The following is a 21956-nucleotide window of genomic DNA, read 5'->3' as shown; positions in this document are numbered from 1 at the left end:
CCTAGTCGTCCGCCCCGATGACGTCGGGAGCGACGGACGCGAGGACCTCGCCCACGGTGTCGATGATGTCCTGCGGCACGTCGAGCTCTTCGAGCACCGCCGTGAGGTGCGCGCCGACCGCCTTGTACTGGCCGACCGAGATGTCCATGCTCTTGTGCGCCTCGGCCAGGTCGCGGCCCGCGTAGGACTTCGGCCCGTCGAGGACCTGCGAGATCAGCGCGACCTGGTGGCGCTTCAGCTGCGGCATGTCGGCGCCCGAGAAGAACCCGGACAGCTCGTCGTCGGCGAGCAGGCGCTTGTAGAAGCGCTCCACCGCCTCGGTGACGGCGGGCGCGCCGCCGATCCGGTCGTACGGGGACATCTGCTGCTCATCGGCTGCATTCATGGGGTGATCGTCCTTAAGCGTGATATCTGATACGCGCCAGAGCCTACCGACGATCCCTCCCAAGATCCATAGTGAAACTCAGGTTTTCACCACTTCCCTTGTTGCGATAGTAAATCGTAAGTGGACGATCACCGTTTGCTATCGTGACGCCTTCGCCGGAAACGCAAATCGATCCACAGTCGTGCTCTCATGCGGGTGACCGCCAGACTCTCCCGCCACTTGCGTTTCCTTCTGAGTTGCGAGGCGAGGACGGGCAGCGGCCCGTAGACCAGCGCTTCGGCGAGTTCGGCACCGCGCCCCGAAAGGCACTCCCGGTAGAGGCGCACGGACTCCCGCGCGTGCTCGACCGCTGCATCGTCATCGCGTTGCGCAGCGGCACAGCGGGCCAGGTTGGACAGGGATTTCGCCAGGCTGGGGCCGTACTGTCCGGGATCCGACTCGGCAAGCGCCGCATAGATTCCCGCCGCGCGCTCCGCATGGGGGCGGGCACCGGCCACGTCTCCGGAGAACGACATGTCGACCGACAAGTTGTGGCTCGCATGGGCGAGTTCCGGCAGGTGCGCTCCAGGGCTTTCCGCTTCCAGCCCTTCGAGGATCGCGACCGCCCGCTTCGCGGTCTCGATCCCTTCGGTGCGGCGCCCCACCCGGCTCAGCCGGTCGCCGAGGAAACTCAACGAGTCCGCCAAGCTCGCACGGAACCTGCTCTTGCCCTCGGCGACAAGGGCCTCACGCAGCTCGACCGTTCGGGCGGCGAACGCGACTGCTTCATTGTGCCGCCGAAGCTGCACCATGATCTTGGCGAGTGTGCCCGCCGAGATCGCCAATCCGGGGCGGTGGTCGCCCTCGCCGATTCGGTTCAGTTCTTCGCTCACCGCCATAGCGCGTCGGGCGAAACCCACCGCGGCGTCGTGGTGACCCGCGTCCGAGATGATCTGTGCGAGGGATGCCAGGGCGAGCACCAGCCCGGGGAGGTCGGGAGCGCCGCTCCCGGCCGACTCGTCGTAGTACCGCACTGATGCCGCGGCGACCTCCTGGGCCCGCTCCAACCGACCTGCCCCGGCGAGAGCGAGCGCGTAGTCGGCGGCGCTGTCGCCCAGATCGTTCAAGTACTTGAGCCGGTCGAGCCCGACCAGTTCCTCGTACAGATCCGTCGCCCGCGCCGCGCAGCCAAGCGACGCCGCGTCTGATCCGGCCTCCGCCAAGAGGTTGGTACGCCCTCTCACGGCCTCCGCCAGTGCGGGAAGGAATTGGCTTCTGTCGAGCGGCACGAGTTCTTCAAGGAGTGCCACCGCTTCTTCCGACGCAGCAAGCGCTTCCTCCGATTGGTCCATCGCGACGAGGTGCCGAACACGGCTGGCGGCGGCCTGGGCGAGCTCGGGGAGGTGGGTCGCCCGATCGGCCGCCGCGAGTTCGCGATGCAGCCGCATCATCTCGGCCGAGGTCTCTGCGAGTTCGTCGAGGAGGCGCTCCATCTCCAGCGATTCGGCGAGTTCACCGACCGCCACGGCGAGGTCGGGCAGGAACGCGGCGCGGTCGATCGTGACGAGCTCTCTGAAGAGCTCGACGGTATGCCGCTCTTTGGAGAGCATCACCTGCCACTGCCGCATCGAGCCGGCAAGTGCTGAGTACGCGGCGACCGTATATGCGAGTGCCGGGAGAAACTTCGCTCGGTCGATCGCGACGAGTTCCTCGTCCAGCCGCACCGCCCGTTCCATGATGTCGATGAGGCCTTCCTGTTGACCCGCGCTCCTACTGGTGGCCGCGTGGAGGCGGACCGCCGTGGCGAGGTCGGGCAGGAACGCCGCGCGGTCGATCGCGGACAGCTCCTCGAAGATCCCGACCAGTCGTTCCCGTATCGAGGCCGCGCCGGCCCAGTCGTCCTTCTCGACGAGGATGTCTGCCTTCGCCGACAGTACCGATGCGAGCCTGGTCAGGTGGGCCGGTCGGTCAGTCTCGACCAACTCCTCGTGGAGCGCCACCGCCCGGTCGGTGTACTTGTTTCGCTCTCCCGGCCGGTCGGCCGCTTTGGCGGTCAAGGAGAGCTGCCATACGGCTTCAGCGAAGCCGGGGAGGAAGGCGTCTCGATCGGTTCCGCAGAGCTCTTCCCACAGCACCACGGCTCGCCGTTCGGTGTCGAGCGCCGCGTCCCAGTCCTCGAAGGCGGCGTGGTTGAGCCCGAGAACACTGAGGGTCCTTGCCAGATCGGCAAGGTATTTGGAGCGATCGTTCTCGGTCAGTTCCGTGTACAGCGTCTGCGCCCGCAGCAGCGCCGCAAGCGATTCCCGGCGGCGGTCCGCCAGAGCGAGCTGCGAGGCCTGGTCGAAGACGAGCGCGGCCAGCACCGGAAGATAATCGGAGCGGTCAGTCTGGGCCAACTCCTCGTATGATGCGATCGCCCGTCCCTGGATGTCGAGGAACGCTTCCCTGTCGGCGCTCGGATCGATCGTGACGGCGAGCTGATTCTGCGCCAGGGCCAGCGACGGTAGGATCCCGATCCGGTCGGTCGTCAGCAGTTCTTCGTACAGGACGATCGCTTTTGCGAAGTGCGGCCGCGCCTCTTGGCCCCTGTCCGCGCTGGAGAGGACAACGCCGATGTTGTGAAGCGAGACTGCCCGATCGACCGGATGCATCTCCCGGTCGGTCTCGTCGATCGCCGCGGCGACCGCCGCCGCTCTCCGAGCGGTTCGCAGGGCCTCGTCGAGCCGATCGGACTCGTGCAGGTACCTGGCGTGCGAAGCGAGCGACCAGAGAAGCCCGGGAGTATGCGCCTCCCCGTCGCTCGCCGCCAGTTCCTCGTGGATCGCAACGGCCCGCGCCAGCGCGTCGAGCGTCTGATCGGTGCGTCCGGCCGCGTTCAGGCTGACGGCCAGGTCGCTGACGGAGTCGGCCAGGCCGGGAAGATCCACCACGAAGTTCTCGGCGACCAGCTCCTCGCGGATCGACAGTTCTCTGACGGTCGTGGCGCGTGCTTCGTCGTGACGGCCGGAATCCGAGAGGAGCGACGCGAGTCCGCCGATAGTGTCGGCGAGCATCGAGAGGTATGCGAGCCGGTCCGCCGCCACGAGCTCCTCGACCATCGCGAGCGCCGCCTCGTACTTCGCGAGAGCTTCGTCGGTGCGTCCCAGCCTGGAAAGGAGACGCGCATTGTTGCTGGTCGACTGGGCGAGTTCATCCAAGTGCTCCGCCCGATCGCGTGCGACGAGCTCTTGGCGCAATGCGACGGCCAGATCGGACCGGGCCAGCGCTTCGTCCGGGCGACCCAGATCCGCCAGGACCGACGAGTGGTTGTTGACCGACTGAGCCAATCCTGCAAGATACCGGGCTCGATCGGAGACGACCAGTTCCTCGCGGATCGCGATGGCCTGCTCCAACCGGATCAATGCCTCTTCCGACCTGCTCGCAAAACTCAGATCGACGGCCATGTCGCTGAGCGCCTTCGCGAGTCCGGCCAGATGCCGGTCGCGGTCCTCCGCTACCAGCGCCTCACGGATCGAGAACGACCGCTCGTCCATCGCCAGTGCTTCGGGGTGCTGGCCGTGAACGGTCAGCCATGAGCCGAGGGCCGAGTACGCTTCGGCGAGCGCCGGCCGGTCTCCAGTTCGTTCGAGACGGGTCACAGCGCGTGTCGTGAGTGCCTTGCCGAGCCCGGCGAATCCCTCATGCGGGTAGGGGAGCAGCGAGTACGCGTTGGCGGCGGCTTGGTCGATCGCGTCGTTCCCGGTCAAGTTGGGCAGGCTGATCGCGGCGGCCAGCTCCCGTACCGAGGTCAGGTCTTGTTCGCCTGCCAGCGTCACTGTCGCCTCGACCAGGCTCACGAGCCGGTTCGAGAGCAGGTCGGCCAGCGGTTCGGCGCTCAAGTCGCCCGCGCCGACCAGGGCCGAGAGCGAGGAGGCGAGGTGGGCGCGGAGGTCGGCGGCCACTTCCGGATAGTCGTCGGCGGCGAGGGCGAGGACGCCGACGAGTTGGGCGAGGTAGTCGGGGCGGCCCGCGACCCGCGCGGAGGAGACCAGGCGCTGCACGATGCCGGAGCGGCCCGGGGTGGTCGCCAGGAGGTGGGCGGCGACGAGGTCCGGCTCCACCGGTGCGATTTTGTCCTCCAACGTGTCGGCCGACGGTGTCCGGTCAGGGGAGGGGAAGGACCGGCGCAGGGTCTCCGCGACGCTGATCCGGTCGCCGGTGCCGTTGGGGCCGAAGGATTCCGAGGCGGCGAGGAGTTCGGGCAGGTCCGCGCGGGTCGGGGCGGTCAGGGTCGTCACGCACAGGGCTTCGAGGACCTGGTCGCGGTTGCGGAACGCCGCGGCGCCCTCGGCGGTCCCGTTGTCGGTGCGGAGGCGGAGGAGGCGCTGGACCTCAGTGTCGATGAGGTCGCCGAGCAGTTCGCCGCCGGTGCTGCCGCGGTCGCCGCGGACGGCGAGGAGGCAGGCGATGTGGACCAGCAGCGGCCGGTCGAAGTCGAAGTCCTCGGCCGCGATCGACCCGCGCTCGGTCGCGGGGACGCCGTATCCGTTGCGGAAGGCGTCGAGGGCGGCGGCCGCATGCTCGGTCCGGGCGGCCTGCCCGAACTCGCCGGTCTCCAGTTCGATCTCGTGGTCGATGAGGTTGGCGAGGTTCTTCACCCGGGCGCGCACGCGGTCGAACCAGGTCGCCCGGTGCCGCGACACCAGGACCACCCGCACCGGGGCCCGGAGGAGCCCGGCCCGGTGGTGCTCCCAGATGCGGGCGAGGAAGGCGCCGACGGCTTCGGGGCTGCGCTCGGGGTAGTCGCACACCAGCAGCGTGGGGACCGCCGGGACGGCCCCGGCAGCGAGTTCGGCGTGGTCGGCGAAGCCGACCTGCCACTGCGGCTCAGCGTCGGCGAGTCGGTCGCAGGTCTCGGCGGCGAGGCGGGACTTGCCGACCCCGGCGGGGCCGGAGACGACGGCGACGCGCAAGTCGGGCCGGTCGTCCGTGGCGAGCGCCCAGGAGAGCAGGCCGGTCAGCATCCGTTCGCGTTCGGCGTCGGGGACGAACGGGACCACGCGGTGCTTGAACTGCAGGATGTCGAACAGGGACTCGTCGCGCAGGTCGGTGAGGCGGGGCGGGAACTTGCCGGGGTCGAAGATCGCGGGCTCGCCGCGGGTGGCTGCGAGCGTCAAGGCCGCCAACGGTTCGAGGACGGGATGCGACGACGCCAGGTCGGCCGCCGCGGCGACGATCCGTTCGATCGGGACGACCGCCAGCCGCTGCCGCCACTGCAGCTGGACGGCCGCGAGCAGGCCGAGCAGTCGGCCCTCGGGGTCGAAGACTCCGGACCCCGACAGGCCCCCCCAGTCGCGGTCGTCGGTCGGCGGCGGGGTGGTCACCTGTACCGCGATGCTCCCGGATGCCCCGCCGCTGATCGGGAGCGCGGTGGCGCCGACGTACTCGGCGCCGACCGTGCCCGCGCCGAGGGCGGCGCGCGGGAACCCGATGATCGAGCATCCCGGCAGCGGCTCGTCCGAGGCGAGGACCGCGCCGACGGTCGTCGTCCCGCCGGGCGGATCCAGACCGGGCACGCGCAGGACCGCCGCGTCGAGGCCGTCCGCGTCGAGGAGGATCCGCTCGGCCACGGGGAGACCCGTGTCGTGCCGCGTCCCGAAGGCGGCGCGGACGACGAGCTTCGCCTGCTCGTAGTCCGCTCCCGCCTTCGCTTGCAGAACATGCCGTGCGGTGAGCACGAGGCCCGGCGCGACCAGGTGGCCCGAGCCGATCGTGCCCTCCCCGCCGCCGTCGAGCCCGACCTTGATCTTGACGACGCGGGGCAGTCGCGGATCGGGTCCCGGCGGCTCCATCGTGCGTCCCGCGATCCTAGTCGCCGTCGGCGATCGGCGGGGTCGACACGTGCAGGTCGCCGGAGTCGCCGGAGTCGTCGATGAACGTCGGCTCGATGGTCAGCGACAGCCGGTGGCCCCGGGCCTCGGACCGGTCGGCGGCCGCCTTGCCGCTGAGCACGGACCAGACGTTGACGCTGACGCCGCCCTCGATCTTCTCGGTGAACTCCATGTCGAGGTCGAGCTGGATCGATGCGACCTTCAGCCGGAGCACCGGGTCGGCTTGGAGCTGCGCCTTGCGCAGCTCATCCCTGAGCTGCGCCAGCGCGTCGCTGAGGGGAGGGTTGGAAGCCATCTTCCAACGATACCGGTTGGGGGCCAGTCGTACGGGTCCCTGAAGCGGGGTCGGGGAGGGTGAGGGCCGTATGGGCGGGGCGGCCGGTCTGCGGGGGGAGTTCGGTGAGGGCGCGGAGGCGTTCGTTGCGCCGTTCGAGTGCCGCCGCGGTGGTGGGGAAGAGGGCGGCTTCGCCCTTGTCGACCTGTGCCTGGTTCACTTCGACGAAGCCGCGGGTGGCGCCTTCGTAGGCGGCGAAGGCCTTCGCGTGGTCGCCATGGGTCGCAAGGGCTTCGGCGAGCATGTACGCGCCTGCGAGGGCGAGGCTGGAGCCCTGGCCGGTGAGGAACGACGGGGCGTACCCGGCGTCGCCGACGAGGGCGGTGCGGCCGCGGGACCAGTGGGGCATGCGGATCTGGCCGACGGTGTCGGAGAACCGGTCGGTCGCGCTCCGCATGGCGTCGAGGACGGCCGGGATCTCCCAGCCGTCCCCGGCGAAGACCTCCGCGACGAGGTCGGTGAACGCCTCGGGGTCGCGCCGCAGCTCCTGCGGCGGTTCGGGACGCGCGAAGTTGAGCATCGCGTGGACCACGTCGCCGTCGCCGACCGCGTAGAGCGCGGCGGCCCGCCCGGGGGTGTTCCAGAGGATCGCCTCGTGCGAGAGGCCGAGCGTGTTCGGCATGGTGAAGATCGAGAAGCAGTACCCGAGGTAGCGGGCGTACCGCTCTTCGGGCCCGAACACGAGTCCCCGTGTGCGCGAATGCATCCCGTCGGCGCCGATGACGAGGTCGAAGCTGCGCTGCGCGCCGCTGCGGAAGACCGCGTCCACGCCCCGGTCGTGCTCGGTGAGCGCTTCGATGGAGTCGCCGAAGACGAACTCCACGTCGTCGCGGACGGCCGCATAGAGGATGTCGGCCAGGTCGCCGCGGCGGACTTCGAGGTCGCGGCCGTCGACGCCGCCGACGACGGCCTGCGGGTGGACCCGCGCGGCCGCGCTGCCGTCGGCGTTGAGGAACGTCATGCGGCGCGAGTCGACATGCGCCGCTTGCAGCTGCGGCAGGATGCCCATGCGGCGCACGGCCTCCAGCGCGGTGCCGCGCACGTCGATCGGGTACCCGCCCGCGCGCACGCCCGCGGACTTCTCGACCACGGTCACGTCGTAGCCGTAACGGTGCAGCCAGTACGCCGTGGCCGGGCCCGCGATGCTCGCGCCGGACACCAGGACCGCGCCTCTCGATGCGTTGCTCATCGTCGTCTCTCCTATTTCGTGTGTGCGAATTGGACTGTCTGAGTTCGCATGCTCCCGGCGAGCACGACGACCGCGACCGCGGCGGCCGCGAAGGCGGCGGAGGCGATCGCGATGTAGCCGAACACGCCCGCGGCCGAGTTGACGGTCTCGCCGCCGACGGTCACCGCGGTGGACTTGAGGACGGCCGCGCCGGTGAAGTCCATGACCACGGCCCCGATCGAGACCACGACCATGACCAGGCTGGACACGACGCCCTGCCGCTCGGCGGGCGCCAGGCTGCCCGCCATGTTGAACCCGGAGGTTCCGAGCGCGCCCGCGGTGATCCCGAGCAGGAACCCGCAGCACAGCGCGACCCCGAGATGGGACGCCCCGAGGAACATCCCGAGCGTGACGGCCGTGCCGAGCAGGACCGCGCCGGCGAGCGTCCGGGCCGGGCCGATGCGCGCCGCGATCCATCCGGCCGCCGGGCCGCCGATGGTGACGCCGATGCCCGGCGCCGCGAGGAGCAGCGCCACCGAGCCCCGGTCGGCGAGCCCGTACCCGAGGCCCAGGTCCGCGGAGACGTCGCCGATGAGCGAGACCAGTTGCAGCATCGACTGGTACGACCCGGCCGCGAGGAAGACGACGAGGAGCGTCAGCGCCAGCGGCCTGCTGACGTCCCGCAGGTCGATGAGCGGATCGGGCTTGCGGCTCGACACGAGGAACCACCGCAGCGACGCGGCGGTGCCGCCCGCGAGGAGCACCAGCGGTCCCGCTGCGAGCCAACCGAACTCGGCCCCGAGGCTGAGGTAGCCGAGGACCCCGGCGAGCCCGCCGCCGAGGAGGAGCGCGCCGCCGACGTCGATCCGGCCCGGTGTGCGGACAGGCGACTCGGGGAGGAACCGGCGCACGCACAGCGCCATCGCGACCGCGACCGCGGCGGACACGAGGAACAGCACGTGGAAGCCGAACGCCTCGGCCAGCCGCTCGATGAGGAACCGGGACGCGATGTTGAGGACCGCCGAACCCGAGGTCACGATGCCGACGACGATCATCCCGATGCGCGGCGCGCACACGCTGCGCACGATCGCGACGGACAGGAACACCGCCGCGAGGGACGCGCCTTGCAGCATCCGCCCGGGCACGAACAGCCACAGGCCCGGCGCGACGGCGCACAGGACCGCGCCCGCGCAGCTGAGGAGCAGCGTCAGGACGAGGATCTTCCGCTTGCCGTGGATGTCGGCGGCCTTGCCGAGCAGGGGCGCCCAGAGCACGCCCGCGAGCATCGCGGTCGCGTTGACCCACGCGGTCTGGTCGGTGCCGAAGTGGTCGAGCATCTCGGGGAGGACGATGAGCGGCGCGGTGATCGCCGAGTCGACCACGAAGTTCACCATGGCGAGGACGGCCGCGAGGCCGAGGAGCGGCCAGGTCCATCCCGTGTGCAGTTCGGTTGGGGGAGTGCCGGTCCTGGTCTCTTGCATGAGGTCTCCTACTCGCGGATCCGAGGTGGTGCCGGACGAAAAACTACACTACACCGTGCAGTATAATTTTGCGAGTCCTAGGATGGGGCCATGACGACCCTGAGAGCGACCGATCAGACCCCCGGCCGGAGGCGGCAGTCCGAGGCCAAGCGCGCGGCCGTCCTCGACGCCGCCGAAGCCCTGTTCGTCGCCGAGGGGTACGAGGTCGCCAGCGTCGACGCCATCGCCGCGCGCGCCGGGGTCTCCAAACGCACCGTCTACGACCACTTCGGCGACAAGCAGCACCTCTTCGCGGCCGTCCTCGACCGCTCCGGCGAGACCCTGATCGCCACCATCCGCGCCGCCATCGACGAGGAGCTGACCGCCGACCGCGACGTGCGCGAGGCCCTGCTCGCCTTCGCCCGGCGCATCGCCACCGAGACCTTCCCGATGTCCGCCTACGCCGTCTTCCGCCGCCTCAACGCCCAAGCGCCCCTGGCGCTCCCGTCAGGCAAGACCTGGCGCGAAGAGCGCGAAGCCATGCTGGAGGAGCGGTTCGCCCGGTTCGCCGACGACGGCGAACTCCGCATCACCGATCCCCACCGCGCCGTCCAGCACTTCGTCGCCCTCACCCTGCGCCTCGCCCTCGACGCCATCGACCAGGGCGCCGACGACACCGCCGAGGTCCTCGCGATCATCACCGACGGCGTCGACGCCTTCCTCCGCGCCTACCGCTAGTCGCCGCGGCCCTCGGGCGCCGCGACCGGCGCCCAGGCGAGGGGCTGGGAGAGGACCATGCTGCTGCTGGGGCGGCCGTAGCGGGCGAGCCGGTCGATGAAGGACTCGAAGTCGGGCATGGAGGGGACGGCGGCGACGAGGACCGAGCAGCCGTCGCCGGTGATGCGGAAGAGCTGCCGGATCTGGGGCCAGGAGGGGACTTCGGGATCGCGCAGGAGGCAGCGGGGGCCGTAGCAGTCCATGACGACCACGGCCTGGACCGGGAGGCCGACCGCGGCGGGGTCGACGTGGGCGCGGTAGCCGGTGATGACGCCGGACGACTCCAGCTTCCGGACCCGCTCGGCCACCGTGGGGGCGGACAGGTGCACGCGGCGGGCCAGCTCGTTGTAGGAGAGCCGGGCGTCGGCTTGAAGCTCTTCGACCAGGCGCCAGTCCATGCGGTCCATCTGGTTTTCCATTCGTAAGGCTGAACGAGGGAACAGGTTGCGAATGTAACTCCTCCGGCCCCTCCGATACCGCGCTTCCCATTCTGAAGCCGCCCCAGCGGTGCCATAGTGTCCGCATGAGCGAGCCCGTGTTCCGCACGATCATCGAACCCTTCCGCATCCACTCGGTCGAACCCATCCGCATGACCACCGCGGAAGAGCGCAGGGCCCACCTGGCCGCCGCGTCCTACAACCTGTTCCAGCTCCACGCCGACGACGTCCTCATCGACCTCCTCACCGACTCCGGCACCGGCGCCATGAGCCGCGACCAGTGGGCCGCCATCCAGCGCGGCGACGAGTCCTACGCCGGATCGCCCTCGTACTTCACCTTCCGCGACGCCGTCCGCGAGCTCTTCGACTTCGAGCACGTGATCCCCGTCCACCAGGGACGCGCCGCCGAGCGCATCCTCATGTCCGTCCTCGGTGGACCCGGGAAGGCCGTCCCCAACAACACCCACTTCGACACCACCCGCGCCAACGTCGAGGCCACCGGCGCCGAAGCCGTCGACCTCGTCGTCCCCGAAGGCAAGGACCCCGCCTCGCTCCACCCCTTCAAAGGGAACATGGACCTCGCCGCCCTCGACGCGCTCCTCGCCGCCCGCGGCGCCGACGTGCCGTGCGTGTTCGTCACCATCACCAACAACAGCGGCGGCGGCCAGCCCGTCTCGCTCGCCAACCTCCGCGGCGTCCGCGAACTCTGCGACCAGTACGGCAAGCCCCTGTTCCTCGACGCCTGCCGGTTCGCCGAGAACGCCTGGTTCATCCGCGAGCGCGAGGAGGGCCAAGCGGGCCGCGACGTCGCCGACATCGTGCGCGACATCGCCGCGCTCGCCGACGGGATGACCATGAGCGCCAAGAAGGACCCCATGGGCAACATCGGCGGCTGGCTCGCCCTCGACGACCCCGACCTCGCCCAGGAGTGCCGCAACGTCCTCATCCTCACCGAAGGCTTCCCCACCTACGGCGGCCTCGCCGGACGCGACCTCGAAGCGCTCGCCCAGGGCCTCAAGGAAGCCGTGCAGCACGACTACCTCCGCTACCGCATCACCTCCACCGCCTACCTCGGCGACGCCCTCCAGAAAGCCGGGATCCCCGTCCTCGAACCGACCGGCGGCCACGCCGTCTACATCGACGCCCGCGCCCTCCTCCCGCACGTCGACCCGCTCCACTACCCCGGCCAGTCCGTCGCCGTCGCCCTCTACGAACTCGGCGGCGTCCGCACCTGCGAGATCGGCACCGTCATGTTCGGCCGCAGGCCCGACGGCACCGAGCGTCCCGCCGCCATGGACCTCGTGCGCCTCGCCGTCCCGCGCCGCACCTACACCCAGAGCCACATCGACTACGTCATCGAAGTGTGCGAACGCCTCGCCGAACGGGCCCACCGCCTCCCCGGCTACCGCATCAGCGAGGAACCGAAGGCCCTGCGCCACTTCACGGCCCGATTCGAGCCCCTCACCTGAGCCGAGCCGACCCGGCCCGCCCACGGGCTTGGAAGAATCGGCACCATGCTCGGACTCGAACTCATCGTCGTCATCGGCGCGGCCCTCGTCGCCTGCCGCGTCGGCGCCCAGCGCAGCGGGATCGCCGCACCGATCCTGCTGCTCGCCGCCGGAGTCCTCCTCGGATTCGTCCCCGCCTTCACCGGCCTCGAACTCCCCTCCGCCGTCGTCCTCCTCCTCTTCCTCCCCGCGCTCCTGTGGTGGGAGGCCATGAACACGCCGCTGCGCGAGATCCGCAAGTTCCGCCGCGGCATCCTCCTCACCGGCACCCTCCTCGTCGTCATCACCGCGGCCGCCGTCGCCGCCACCGCCCACGCCTTCGGCCTCCCCTGGGGCCCCGCCTGGGTCCTCGGCGCCGCCCTCGCGCCCACCGACGCCACCGCCGTCGGCGTCGTCTCCCGGCTCCTGCCCCGCCGCCACCTCACCGTCCTGCGCGCCGAGAGCCTCATCAACGACGGCACCGCGCTCGTCCTCTTCGGCCTCGCCGTCGGCGTCGTCGTAGGGGAGCAGCACCTCAGCGCCCTCCACATCGGATGGGAGCTCGTCGTCTCCTACGCGGGCGGCATCATCGCGGGCGCGCTCGCCGCCACGGTCGGGGTCTTCGTGCGCCGCTTCATCACCGACACCCTCGCGGCCAGCACCATCTTCTTCCTCATCCCCTTCACCGGGTACCTCCTCGCCGAACTCGTCCACGCCTCCGGCGTCCTCGCCGCCGTCGCCGCCGGCCTCATCGTCAGCCAGACGAGTCCCATCTACGGCACCGCGCCCGCCAGACGCCAGGTCTTCGCGTTCTGGGGCCTCGTCACCTTCATGCTCAACGGCGCCCTGTTCGTCCTCATCGGCATCGAAGCCCACCCCGCCGTCGGCGGCCTCGACGGCACCGGCCTGCTCCGCGCGCTCGCGATGGTCCTCGCCATCGCCGCGGTCATGACCGCCACCCGCATCGCGTTCCTATTCGTCTCCGCGTACCTCATCCGCGCCATCGACCGGCGCCCGCAGCAGCGGCTCCTGCGCATGAGCGACCGCGCCCGCATCGTCTCCGGACTCTGCGGCTTCCGCGGCGCCGTCTCCCTCGCCGTCGCTCTCGCGGTGCCGCACACCCTCGACTCCGGCGCGCCCTTCCCCGAGCGCGACACGATCGTCTTCGTGACGTTCGGCGTCATCATCGTGATGCTCATGCCCGCCTTCGCCCTCCCCGCCGTCATCCGCTGGGCCCGCTACCCCGCCGACACCCGCTTCGACGACGAACTCGCGCTGGCCCGCACCGAGACCACCACGGCCGCGATCGAAGCGCTGCCGCGCCTGGCCGACGAGACCGGCGCCGACCCCGAGGCCGTGCGCCGCCTCGACGCCGAGATGCGCGAGCACCTCGACGCCCTCGACACCGGTGCCGACGGCGACCCCGCCGAGGCCGCGCGCCTGCGCGAGGACTACGACCGGCTCCGCCTCGCCGTCATCGGCGAGAAGCGCGCCACCATGATCCGCATGCGCAACGAGCGCCGCATCGACGACGCCGTGCTGCGCCGCATGCAGGCCGCCCTGGACATCGAGGAGGTCCGCCTCCTGGCGGACCCCGGCGACGACGAGGACTAGGCGGCGTCCGACATGTGGCGCTTCGCCCAGGTCGCGAAATCGGTGAGCGGCAGGCCGAGCGCCCTCGCGAACTCGGGTCGCGCCGGCTGGCTGACGTCGTTCATCCATTGATGGGAGGCGCCCATCGCGGGCATCCCGGCGGCCAGCGCCTCCCGTTCGTCCATGTCGGGCGCTTCGAGCCTGCGGCCCAAGGCATCGGACAGCGCCTCGGCGATCTCGGCCATCGTCAGGAAGTCGCTCGCGAGTTCGAGTTCGACGCGGTCGAACCGCTCCGGATCGGCGAGGGCCGCCGCCGCGGCGGTGCCGATGTCGTCCACTGCGACGACCGACACGCGGGTGTGCGGGTGGAGGACGCTCACCAGGCCGCCGTCGAGGCCGCGCGGGAACAGGAACGCCATGGACGGCAGGAAGTTCTCCATGAAGAAGCTGGGCTTGAGCAGGGTCCAGTGCGGGAACCCGGCCTCGCGGACGCGGTCCTGGACCGCGCTCTTGGCGCCGAGGGTCGGCGCCATGTAGTCCCAGCGGCCCTCGTCCCAGCCGGGGACCTCGGTGTGCTGGCCGGCCCCGCTGACGGAGGTGTGCACGAACTGGGGCACCCCGGCGGCGAGGGCGCCTTCGATGAGGTTGACGCCCTGGGCGACTTCCCCTGCGAAGTCGAAGCCGTCGGCGGTGAGGGCGGGCAGCTGCACCGAGAACACGGCGCGGGCGCCCGCGGCGGCGCGGATGATCGAGTCGCGGTCGTGCAGGTCGCCGACGGCGAGTTCGGCGCCCAGTGTCTGGAGCTCCCGGGCGGGTGCGGTGCCGGGGTCGCGTACGAGGGCGCGGACGGGCACGCCGGCTGCGAGCAGCGAGCGGGCGGTCGCGCCGCCCTGCTTGCCGGTGGCGCCGGTGACGAGGACCGGTGCGGTGCGAGTGGTCATGGGACTCCTCAGTCGTCATAAACGGCGGGGCCCGCCGTTTTGCTTCGACTAGAATATGGCGGACCCCGCCGTTTCTGCAAACCCGGAGGTGACGCGATGCCGGAAGGGCAGCGCGCCGACGCACGGCGCAACTACGAGCGCATCCTCGCCGTGGCCGTCGACGAGGTCGCCGCGCACGGCGCGAACGCGTCCCTGGAGCAGATCGCGCGCGTCGCGGGCGTCGGTTCGGCGACCGTCCGGCGGCACTTCCCGAGCCGCAGGGCGCTCCTGGAAGCCGTGTCCCACAAGCGGATCGAGGACCTGAGCGACCGCGCCCGGGAGCTGGCCGGGACCGGTGAGAGCCGGGCGACGCTGCTGGCATGGCTGAACGAGGTGGTCGAGTACTCGGCGACCGCCCGCGGCCTGGCGGCCGTCCTGGTCCCCGACGGCGGCGAGGTCGAGCCCGCGCAGGTCAACGGGTGCGCGGCGGCGCTGGAGGACGCGGCGTCGCCGCTGCTCCAGGACGCGGTGCGGGACGGCGCCGTGTCCTCCGAGGCCACCTTGGCGGACCTGCTCGCGCTGATCGCGGGCATCGCCATGGCGACCGAGCACTACCCCGACCCCGCGGCGCAGGCGCACCGGCTGTTCCAGCTCGCCTTCACGGGCCTGGCCCCGCAGCACTGAGCCGCAGTCTGCAACCGGTGCCTAGGGCCTGTCCTGTGAATCAGAACGGTCGTTATCCGGCCCATTTGCCCGCTCGCCGCGTTGTCTGCACCTCCCAATACAACACCGGTATTGGGAGGCACCTCCGCCTTGCGAGCGAACAAATGGACTCGGATACCGCCTCGCCCTGATTCACAGGACAGGCCCTAGTCCCAGAGCGGCTCGATGCCGAGTTCGGCCGTGAACGCCTCCAGGTAGTCGTCGGCGGCGAGGAACGAGTGGACGAAGTCCTCGTCGATGCCGAAGGCGCCCACCAGGTCCGCGGCGCGGGGGAGCAGCCGGTCGCAGGCGTCGCCGACGAGGACGTCGACCGTTTCGAGCACGCCGGGACCGCCGAGGCCGACGCGCATGAGGCTCGCGGCGCGGCGCCGCAGCCAGCCCGCGCCGTGCAGGACCAGGAGATCCGGGTCGGGGGCGGACGCGGCGAAGCGGGCCATGAGCAGCCGGTCGGCGTAGACGCCCGCGAGTTCGCGGGCGGCCTCCAGCTCCTCGCGCCACACCGTGAAGTCGTCGTCGAAGACCTTGCGGGCGGCCGCGAGTCGCTCGCGCAGCCGGGCGTGCAGGTGGTGCTCGCAGGCTTCGGCGAGGCGCAGGAAGTCCGCGCCGGTGCGCAGCCGCGCGGGCGGGTCGTCCTGCGGCGGTTCGTAGCCCGCGTTCGCGGCCATGTTGCGGGCCGTGTCGAGGAGGATGAGCACGTTGTCGCCGCCCGCCGAGCGATAGGCGTCCACGATGGACTGATAAGCGAGCGGCCAGCGGGTGGCCCCGTAGGCGAGGCCGCCGCAGCGCTCCCTGCACGAGGTGGTGATGCGCCAGGCCGCATCGACGGCCGCGGCCTTGTGCAGGGGCAGCAGCGGGTCGACGCCCGACCACGGCGCGAACGAGGAGTCCCCGGCCGCAGCAGTCTCCACTTGGGACTCCGGGTCGGCGAGGGCGGTGATCGCGGCGGCGTCGGCGACGTTCGTGAGCAGCTCGACGTGCTGGTTGCGGTAGTCGAGGACGGGCCGGGCGCCGGAGACCTTGTCGGCGGTGAGCCGCGTGCGGGAGTAGCGGATCGCCATGGCGGCGGTGCCGCGCGCGACCGCGGCGACGGCCGCGGTGATCGAGATCCAGGTCTCGACGCCCACGGCCATGGACCGGCTCAGCCGTGCGCCGGGCGAGCCGAGCGGGTCTATGAACGCGCCGTCGTCGCCGATGGCCGCGCCGTCGCTCAGCCACGCGCCGTGGGGAATCCGCACGTCGTCGAAGGCCACTGCGGTGGTGTCGGTGGGGAGGAACCCGGACTCGTAGGCGTGCCGGATCACCAGGCCCTCGGGCACTTGACCTCCGCCGATGTGGACGACGAACCCGAAGACGCCGCGGTCCTCCCCGTCGTGGACGAGCCGGGCGTAGACGAGCGCGACCTTCGGAGCGGCGTGCTCGCCCGCGGTGTTGGGGAACTTCACGGCCTCGGGCCCGGGGGTGCGGAGCACGAACTCGCCGGTCGCGGCGTCGTAGCGGGCCTCGGTGCGGATGGCGCCGTGGCTGTTCGAGCGCCCTGCCTCGGTCATGAGGACGGCCCCCACCGCGCCCTCCGCCTCGATGCGGTCGAGGATCGCGTCCGGGTCGGGCGCGAACCGCACGATCCCATTGAGGCACAAGGCGTAGTGGAGGAGCGCCGAGTGGTACAGCGCGGGGTCGCGCAGGGCCGTGAGCGCCGACAGCTCGGCGAGGCGGGCCCGGTCGGCGAGCAGGCCCGCGGCGGGGCCGATGGCGTCGGCGAGGAGGCGCAGGCGCCGGTAGTGGTGCCGGTGGAACTCGGCGGGGGTGAGGCCGCGGGGGCGGTCGAAGTCGGGTCCGGCGAGGAGCGAGCGGAGGTCGGTCATGCGGAGTCCTTCCCGGGGCGGGTCCAGGTGATGAGCGCCGAACCCCACGTGAGTCCGGCGCCGACGGCGGCGAGGAGCACGCGGTCGCCGTCCTTGAGGCGCCCGTCGGCCTCGGCGGCGGCGAGCGCGGCGGGGATCGACGCGGCGCCGATGTTGCCGAGATGTTCGCCGATGACGGCGAGCCGGTCCTGCGGGATGCCGGCGTGCTCGGCGTAGCGGCGCAGGGTCCGCGGATTGGGCTGGTGCGGGACGACCAGGTCGATGTCGTCCAGCTTGAGGCCGTGCGCGGCGAGGATCTCGCCGATCGCCAGGTCGAACAGCTCGGGGAAGGCGCGGCGGATCGCGGGCGCGTCCATGCGGATGCGGTGGGCGCCTTCGCGAACCGTGCCGGGGTCGGCGGGGCGGCGGCTGCCTCCCGCGGGGATGAGGACCGAGCCCGCGCGGGTCCCGTCGGCGCCGAGCCGCACGGACTCGATGCCGGTGCCCGCGGGGACGGGCCCGACGACGCTGGCTCCGGCGCCGTCGCCGAAGAGCACGGCCGTTGCGCGGTCGGCGGGGTCGAGGAAGCGGGAGTAGACCTCGGCGCCGACGACGAGCGCACGTCCGCGCCCGGCGCCCGCGAGCCAGTCGCGGGCGACCTTGAGGCCGAACAGGTACCCGGAGCAGGCGGCGCCGATGTCGAATGCGACGGCGCGGCGCGCGCCCAGGAGCGCCTGGACGCGGCAGGCCGTCGCGGGGCCGAGTTCGTCGGGGGTGGAGGTGCCGACGACGAGGAGGTCGAGGTCCGCGGCGTCGCATCCGGCCTGTTCGAGCGCGGCTTCGGCGGCGCGGGCGGCCAGATCGGAGGCGGCTTCGGTCGCGTCGGCGCGGCGGCGTTCGCGGATGCCGGTGGAATCGAGGATGCGCTGCGGGTCGATGTCGAGGGCGGCGGCGAGTTCGGCGTTGCCCGCGGCCCTCGCGGGCGCGTACGCGCCGGTTCCGAGGAGGCCCCACGCGGTCATGGTCAGGCCCTTCCGATGAGGCAGCCCGCGAGGCCGCGGCGGTCGAGGACGGTGACGGCGAACGCGTCTCCGGCTTCGGTGTTGTCGAGCGCGTCGAGGAGGGCGAACCCGACCGCGGCGGCGGAGGTGTCGCCGAGTCGGGTGTGGACGGTCCGCGGCCGGGGTGCGCGGGGGCCGAGGACGGCCCGAAGCGCTTGCCGTTCGGCGTCTCCGTGGCCGTCGAGCGCGGCGGTGCCCGCGACGGTGCGGACCTCCTCAGGCGCGGTCCCGGACGCGGCGAGCGCGCGGCGCAGCGCGGTCGCGAGCGTCCCTGCCGGATCGCCGGTGCAGTCGAGTTCGGTTGCGGCGGCGGTGATCCGCGGTCCGGTCCCCGAGTTGGCGGTGAGGCGCAGCATCGCGCAGCCCTCGCCGACGGGGACGTCGGGTGCGTGCGCGGGACGGGTCCGGTGTTCGAGCCAGGCCCGCGCGGGCGTGGCCTCTTCGCTGGCGCCGCACAGGACCTGGTCGGCGCGGCCGGAGGCCAGGAGCCGCTGGGCGAACCGGACGGCCAGCACCGGGGCGATGCGCCCGCCGGGGAGGATGACGCCCGGCCCGGTGATGCGGTGGCGGATGGCGCACTGGCCCGCGGCGTAGTTCATGACCCCGACGGGGATGCGGCCCGGGTCGACCTGGTGCGGCCGGGGCTTGGTGAGCGAGTCGACGCCGAGGTCGAGCATGGTCTGGAGGCTTCCGGCGGTAGTCGCGAGGACGAGCGCGGTCCGGGACCGGTCGGCGGGCTCGGTGCGGTCGAGGAGGCGGCCGGTGGTGGCGACGGCGAGGGCGGTGGCGCGGTCCATGGACCGGATGCCCTTGGGGCCGATGGCGATCGCGGGGTCGAAGTCGCGGACGGGGAGCACGCCGCCGGGCGGCAGGTCGTCGCCGTGCCGGACACCGGTGCCGTCCGCGGTCCAGGCGGCGCGGTCGGCGATGCGCACGGCGCTCACGCGGCGGCCTTCGCGATGAGGACGACGGCGTTGGAGCCGCCGAACCCGAAGCCGTGGTTCTCCACCACCCGCAGCTTCGCCGGCCGGCCGGTCCCGGGCACGCAGTCCACGTCGCACTCGGGATCGGTGCGGCGGTGGTTGACCGTGGGCGGCAGGAACTGCGCGTCGAGCGCCACGGACGCGGCGATGGCACCGAGCGCGGAGGACGCGCCCATGGCGTGGCCGAGCATCGACTTGACGGCGACGACGGGCGGGAGCCGGTCGCCGAAGACCTTGCGCATCGAGCGCGCCTCGTTGACGTCGTTGACGGGCGTCCCGGTGCCGTGCGCGAAGATCGCGTCCACGTCATCTGGGGTTATATCGGCATCGAGGTGTGCCAGCCTGACGCACTCGGCCACCGACGCCGTGTCGGGCGCGACGGGATGGCGCGCATCGCAATTGGCGGCGGCGCCCACGAGCTCCCCGACGATCCGCGCCCCGCGGGCCCTGGCCCGGTCGAGCGCTTCGAGGACGAGCACGCCCGCGCCTTCGCCGACGACGGTCCCGGCGCGGTCGGCGTCGAAGGGCCGGCACGCGTCGGGCGCGAGGGTGCCGACGCGGTGGAACGAGGCGAACATGCGGCGCGAGAACGAGTCCGCGCCGCCGCACAGCGCGATGTCGGCGTGCCCCAGGCGGATCGCGTCGAGCCCGTGCCCGATCGCGTGGTTCCCGGCCGCGCACGCCGCCGACACGTCGACCGGCTCGGCGCTCGGGAGCGCGAGGTCGCGGGCGACCTGCACGGCCGTCCCGCCCGTGTACCGGGCTGCCGTGGCCCGCGTGAACCCGGCGGGCCCCGCGGCGGCGGCCTCGGCGGCGAGCCGGTCCTCCTCCTGGGCCTCGGTGTCGCTGGTGCCCAAGACGATGAGCACCGCCTCGTCGCGCAGGTCCGCCGGGTCCAGTCCGGCGTCGGCGAGCGCGAGCCGGGCGGCCGCGACGGCGAAGGCGGCGCCGCGACCGGTGGCGGCCGGGTCGAGGCGTTCGAGCCATGCGGCGGGTTCGAAGCCGGGCACTTCGCAGCCGTGGCGGATCTGGAATCCCGAGGGGTCGAACGCGGTGACGGTGCGCTGCCCGCTGCGCCCGGCCAGGAGCGCTGCTTCGAACGCGGCGCGGCCGGTGCCGATGGGGCTGACCGGGCCGACGCCGGTGATGGCGACGCGGCGCGCGTTCACCGCGCCGCCTTGGCGGCGAGCAGGTCCCGGATCTCCGCGAAGCTCGCGGGAGGCTCCCCGGCGAGCGTGTCGAGGCCGAGGTCGTCTTCGAGGACGGCGTTGATCTCGGCGAGCTGGAGGGAGTCCGCTTCGAGGTCGTCGCGGAAGTCCGCGTCGTCGGCGACCTCGTCGGGGGCGATTTCGAGGATGCGGGCGACGAGCTCGCGGGCCTTGGCGGTCAGGGCGTCGGACATCGTGGTCCCTTTCGGATCAGGCGGCGGCGCGGCCGACGCCGAGGAGGCCGCGGGCGACCGCGGAGAGCTGGCTGGTGAGGCCGCCGTCGAGGACGAGGACGGCCCCGGTGATGAGGCGGGCGCCGTCGCCCGACAGGAAGACCGCGGCGTCGGCCACGTCCTCGGGTGCGGCCCAGCGGTTCTGGGGGACCTCCTGCTGGAGGGCCTCCTTCACCTGCGGGTGGGAGGTGAAGCCGCTGGTGAGCTTCGTGTCGATCCAGCCGGGCGCGATGGCGTTGACGCGGATGTCGTGCGCGGCCCATTCGACGGCGAGGGTCTTGGTCAGGGACACCATGGCGGCCTTGCAGACCGCGTACAGCGACAGGCGCGGCGCGCCGCCGAGCCCGGCGATGGAGGTGACGTTGAGGACCGAGCCGCCGCCGTTCGCGGCCATGTGCGCTCCGGCGAGGCGCAGCAGCTGCACCGTGGGGTCGATGTTGAGGCCCCTCGTGCGTTCCCAGTCGCCTTGCGTCAGTTCGAGGAACGGCCCGGAGTGGTAGAACCCGCCCGCGTTGTTGACGACGGTGTCGAGGCCCCCGAGGCCGTCGGCGGCCTCCGCGAAGGCCGCGTCGAGGCGGGCGGGGTCGGTGACGTCGCAGACGACCGGGACGGCCCGGCGGCCGAGGTCCTTGACCTCCGCGGCCACGGCGTCGAGGGTCTCGGCGCTGCGGGCGAGGACCGCCACGTCGGCTCCGGCCGCGGCGGCGCCGAGCGCGATGGCCCGGCCGATGCCGCGGGAGGCCCCGGTGACGAGGATGCGCTTGCCTTCGAGGGTGTTCATCGCTGCTCCAAAAGGTCGGGTCGGGCCGCGACGGCGTCGCGGGCGCGCTCGCTTTCGAGTCGGTCGAAGAACCCGCGCTCGAACACCCTGGCCTGGAACCGCATCACGGCCACGGTCAGTCCTGCCTGGACGATCGTGGCGGTGAAGTCGGCGGCGAGGACTTCGGGCCGGGGCCAGTCGGCGCGGTCGGCGCGCAGTTCCACCGTGGCCGCGAGCGGGAAGAGGAACGTCGTGAACTCGATGTCGAGCCGCTTCGTGGTGAAGACGTGGTCGCCGCTGGAGGGGACCAGGTACTGCTCGGTGGCGGCCATCGCCATCTGGGCGCAGGCCTCCACCTCGACCATGCCGGGAATGTGGGCGGTCGCGTTGTCGTGGTCGGCGAGGACGGCGTTGTCCGCGTGGACGGCGAGCACGGCCCGCCAGTGGCGCCACGCGACCTGTTCGAGGTCGCCGATGAGGATGTTGCGCGGGTCCCGCTTGTACAGGCCCGCTTCGGCGAGGACGGGTTCGCGGCGGGCTTCGGCGGCCGCCGCGGCGCTGATCGCGTTCCACTCGTCCTCGGTGAGGCCTTGGCCGGGGCGCAGGACGACCGTGCCGCTGATCGACCCGTCCTGGAGCCCGGCGAGGGCCGCGTCGGCGGTGAGACCCCCGACCTGTCCGGCGAAGCGGGCGAAGGGCCGCCCGACGACCGGGATGGTGTGCACTGGCATGGACTG

18 protein-coding genes are annotated in these 21956 nt (G+C 72.1%); 4 read left to right on the top strand and 14 right to left on the bottom strand.

All coding sequences use genetic code 11. The features are described from left to right. Position 1: 1 nt before the first annotated feature. The 5 genes from B0I28_RS10455 to B0I28_RS10435 all read right to left on the bottom strand — a co-directional run bounded on the left by B0I28_RS10455 (position 2) and on the right by B0I28_RS10435 (position 9217). Positions 2-385, bottom strand: coding sequence for a group I truncated hemoglobin (locus B0I28_RS10455; protein WP_106363762.1), 384 nt, complete (start codon positions 383-385; stop codon positions 2-4). A 128-nt stretch (positions 386-513) separates the two neighbouring features. Further along, positions 514-6195 carry a tetratricopeptide repeat protein gene (locus B0I28_RS10450; RefSeq protein WP_106363761.1) on the bottom strand — a complete coding sequence of 1894 codons (5682 nt, stop codon included), beginning with the start codon at positions 6193-6195 and terminating at the stop codon, positions 514-516. Positions 6196-6211: 16 nt separating this feature from the next. Then, complete coding sequence (locus B0I28_RS10445; RefSeq protein ID WP_106363760.1) at positions 6212-6529, bottom strand: trypco2 family protein; 318 nt, start codon at positions 6527-6529, stop codon at positions 6212-6214. Further along, positions 6480-7757, bottom strand: coding sequence for an FAD-dependent monooxygenase (locus tag B0I28_RS10440; protein ID WP_106363759.1), 1278 nt, complete (start codon positions 7755-7757; stop codon positions 6480-6482). The genes B0I28_RS10445 and B0I28_RS10440 overlap by 50 nt, the downstream gene beginning before the upstream one ends. 11 nt (positions 7758-7768) lie before the next feature. Further along, complete coding sequence (locus B0I28_RS10435; RefSeq protein WP_106363758.1) at positions 7769-9217, bottom strand: MFS transporter; 1449 nt, start codon at positions 9215-9217, stop codon at positions 7769-7771. Positions 9218-9307: 90 nt separating this feature from the next. Between B0I28_RS10435 and B0I28_RS10430 the strand changes: the two genes are divergently transcribed. Continuing rightward, complete coding sequence (locus tag B0I28_RS10430) at positions 9308-9934, top strand: TetR/AcrR family transcriptional regulator (protein WP_106363757.1); 627 nt, start codon at positions 9308-9310, stop codon at positions 9932-9934. Here the strand turns inward: B0I28_RS10430 and B0I28_RS10425 are convergent. Beyond that, positions 9931-10380 (bottom strand): Lrp/AsnC family transcriptional regulator, encoded by a 450-nt coding sequence (locus B0I28_RS10425; RefSeq protein WP_106363756.1) that lies wholly within the window; start codon positions 10378-10380, stop codon positions 9931-9933. The genes B0I28_RS10430 and B0I28_RS10425 overlap by 4 nt on opposite strands. 116 nt (positions 10381-10496) lie before the next feature. On the opposite strand from B0I28_RS10425, the gene B0I28_RS10420 reads away from it, so the two are divergent. Then, entirely contained in the window at positions 10497-11879 is a 1383-nt protein-coding gene (locus B0I28_RS10420) for a tryptophanase (RefSeq protein WP_106363755.1), read from the top strand. 45 nt (positions 11880-11924) lie between these two features. After that, positions 11925-13511: a Na+/H+ antiporter gene (locus B0I28_RS10415; RefSeq protein WP_106363754.1), complete on the top strand. Its 1587-nt coding sequence runs from the start codon at positions 11925-11927 to the stop codon at positions 13509-13511. Here the strand turns inward: B0I28_RS10415 and B0I28_RS10410 are convergent. Next, the gene (locus B0I28_RS10410) at positions 13508-14431 is read right to left on the bottom strand and encodes an NmrA family NAD(P)-binding protein (protein ID WP_106363753.1); all 924 of its coding nucleotides are present in this window, start codon (positions 14429-14431) and stop codon (positions 13508-13510) included. The two genes, B0I28_RS10415 and B0I28_RS10410, sit on opposite strands and share 4 nt — an antisense overlap. Positions 14432-14527: 96 nt before the next feature. On the opposite strand from B0I28_RS10410, the gene B0I28_RS10405 reads away from it, so the two are divergent. Further along, the gene (locus B0I28_RS10405) at positions 14528-15094 is read left to right on the top strand and encodes a TetR/AcrR family transcriptional regulator (protein ID WP_106363752.1); all 567 of its coding nucleotides are present in this window, start codon (positions 14528-14530) and stop codon (positions 15092-15094) included. Positions 15095-15279: 185 nt separating this feature from the next. On the opposite strand, the gene B0I28_RS10400 is transcribed toward B0I28_RS10405, so the two are convergent. The 7 genes from B0I28_RS10400 to B0I28_RS10370 are packed head-to-tail and all read right to left on the bottom strand — an operon-like array spanning position 15280 to position 21950. Then, the gene (locus B0I28_RS10400) at positions 15280-16995 is read right to left on the bottom strand and encodes an acyl-CoA dehydrogenase family protein (protein ID WP_106363751.1); all 1716 of its coding nucleotides are present in this window, start codon (positions 16993-16995) and stop codon (positions 15280-15282) included. Beyond that, complete coding sequence (locus B0I28_RS10395) at positions 16992-17996, bottom strand: 3-oxoacyl-ACP synthase III family protein (RefSeq protein ID WP_106363750.1); 1005 nt, start codon at positions 17994-17996, stop codon at positions 16992-16994. Before B0I28_RS10395 ends, B0I28_RS10400 begins: the two co-directional genes overlap by 4 nt. Positions 17997-17998: 2 nt before the next feature. Beyond that, complete coding sequence (locus B0I28_RS10390; protein WP_181245738.1) at positions 17999-18979, bottom strand: beta-ketoacyl synthase N-terminal-like domain-containing protein; 981 nt, start codon at positions 18977-18979, stop codon at positions 17999-18001. After that, complete coding sequence (locus B0I28_RS10385) at positions 18976-20187, bottom strand: beta-ketoacyl-[acyl-carrier-protein] synthase family protein (protein ID WP_106363748.1); 1212 nt, start codon at positions 20185-20187, stop codon at positions 18976-18978. The genes B0I28_RS10390 and B0I28_RS10385 overlap by 4 nt, the downstream gene beginning before the upstream one ends. Then, positions 20184-20420 carry an acyl carrier protein gene (locus B0I28_RS10380; protein WP_106363747.1) on the bottom strand — a complete coding sequence of 79 codons (237 nt, stop codon included), beginning with the start codon at positions 20418-20420 and terminating at the stop codon, positions 20184-20186. The genes B0I28_RS10385 and B0I28_RS10380 overlap by 4 nt, the downstream gene beginning before the upstream one ends. A 16-nt stretch (positions 20421-20436) precedes the next feature. After that, entirely contained in the window at positions 20437-21240 is an 804-nt protein-coding gene (locus B0I28_RS10375) for an SDR family NAD(P)-dependent oxidoreductase (protein ID WP_106363746.1), read from the bottom strand. Further along, positions 21237-21950, bottom strand: a complete 714-nt coding sequence (locus B0I28_RS10370; protein WP_106363745.1) for an AfsA-related hotdog domain-containing protein — start codon at positions 21948-21950, stop codon at positions 21237-21239. The genes B0I28_RS10375 and B0I28_RS10370 overlap by 4 nt, the downstream gene beginning before the upstream one ends. Positions 21951-21956: the final 6 nt, after the last annotated feature.

Source organism: Glycomyces artemisiae, from assembly GCF_003002955.1.
In the GTDB taxonomy this organism is placed as follows: domain Bacteria; phylum Actinomycetota; class Actinomycetes; order Mycobacteriales; family Micromonosporaceae; genus Glycomyces; species Glycomyces artemisiae.
This window is presented reverse-complemented; position numbering and strand designations above follow the sequence as displayed.

Coding starts and splice junctions, on each gene's coding strand:
- B0I28_RS10455 (WP_106363762.1), bottom strand. CDS start 385: ATGAATGCAGCCGATGAGCAGCAGATGTCCCCGTACGACCGGATCGGC.
- B0I28_RS10450 (WP_106363761.1), bottom strand. CDS start 6,195: ATGGAGCCGCCGGGACCCGATCCGCGACTGCCCCGCGTCGTCAAGATC.
- B0I28_RS10445 (WP_106363760.1), bottom strand. CDS start 6,529: ATGGCTTCCAACCCTCCCCTCAGCGACGCGCTGGCGCAGCTCAGGGAT.
- B0I28_RS10440 (WP_106363759.1), bottom strand. CDS start 7,757: ATGAGCAACGCATCGAGAGGCGCGGTCCTGGTGTCCGGCGCGAGCATC.
- B0I28_RS10435 (WP_106363758.1), bottom strand. CDS start 9,217: ATGCAAGAGACCAGGACCGGCACTCCCCCAACCGAACTGCACACGGGA.
- B0I28_RS10430 (WP_106363757.1), top strand. CDS start 9,308: ATGACGACCCTGAGAGCGACCGATCAGACCCCCGGCCGGAGGCGGCAG.
- B0I28_RS10425 (WP_106363756.1), bottom strand. CDS start 10,380: ATGGACCGCATGGACTGGCGCCTGGTCGAAGAGCTTCAAGCCGACGCC.
- B0I28_RS10420 (WP_106363755.1), top strand. CDS start 10,497: ATGAGCGAGCCCGTGTTCCGCACGATCATCGAACCCTTCCGCATCCAC.
- B0I28_RS10415 (WP_106363754.1), top strand. CDS start 11,925: ATGCTCGGACTCGAACTCATCGTCGTCATCGGCGCGGCCCTCGTCGCC.
- B0I28_RS10410 (WP_106363753.1), bottom strand. CDS start 14,431: ATGACCACTCGCACCGCACCGGTCCTCGTCACCGGCGCCACCGGCAAG.
- B0I28_RS10405 (WP_106363752.1), top strand. CDS start 14,528: ATGCCGGAAGGGCAGCGCGCCGACGCACGGCGCAACTACGAGCGCATC.
- B0I28_RS10400 (WP_106363751.1), bottom strand. CDS start 16,995: ATGACCGACCTCCGCTCGCTCCTCGCCGGACCCGACTTCGACCGCCCC.
- B0I28_RS10395 (WP_106363750.1), bottom strand. CDS start 17,996: ATGACCGCGTGGGGCCTCCTCGGAACCGGCGCGTACGCGCCCGCGAGG.
- B0I28_RS10380 (WP_106363747.1), bottom strand. CDS start 20,420: ATGTCCGACGCCCTGACCGCCAAGGCCCGCGAGCTCGTCGCCCGCATC.
- B0I28_RS10375 (WP_106363746.1), bottom strand. CDS start 21,240: ATGAACACCCTCGAAGGCAAGCGCATCCTCGTCACCGGGGCCTCCCGC.
- B0I28_RS10370 (WP_106363745.1), bottom strand. CDS start 21,950: ATGCCAGTGCACACCATCCCGGTCGTCGGGCGGCCCTTCGCCCGCTTC.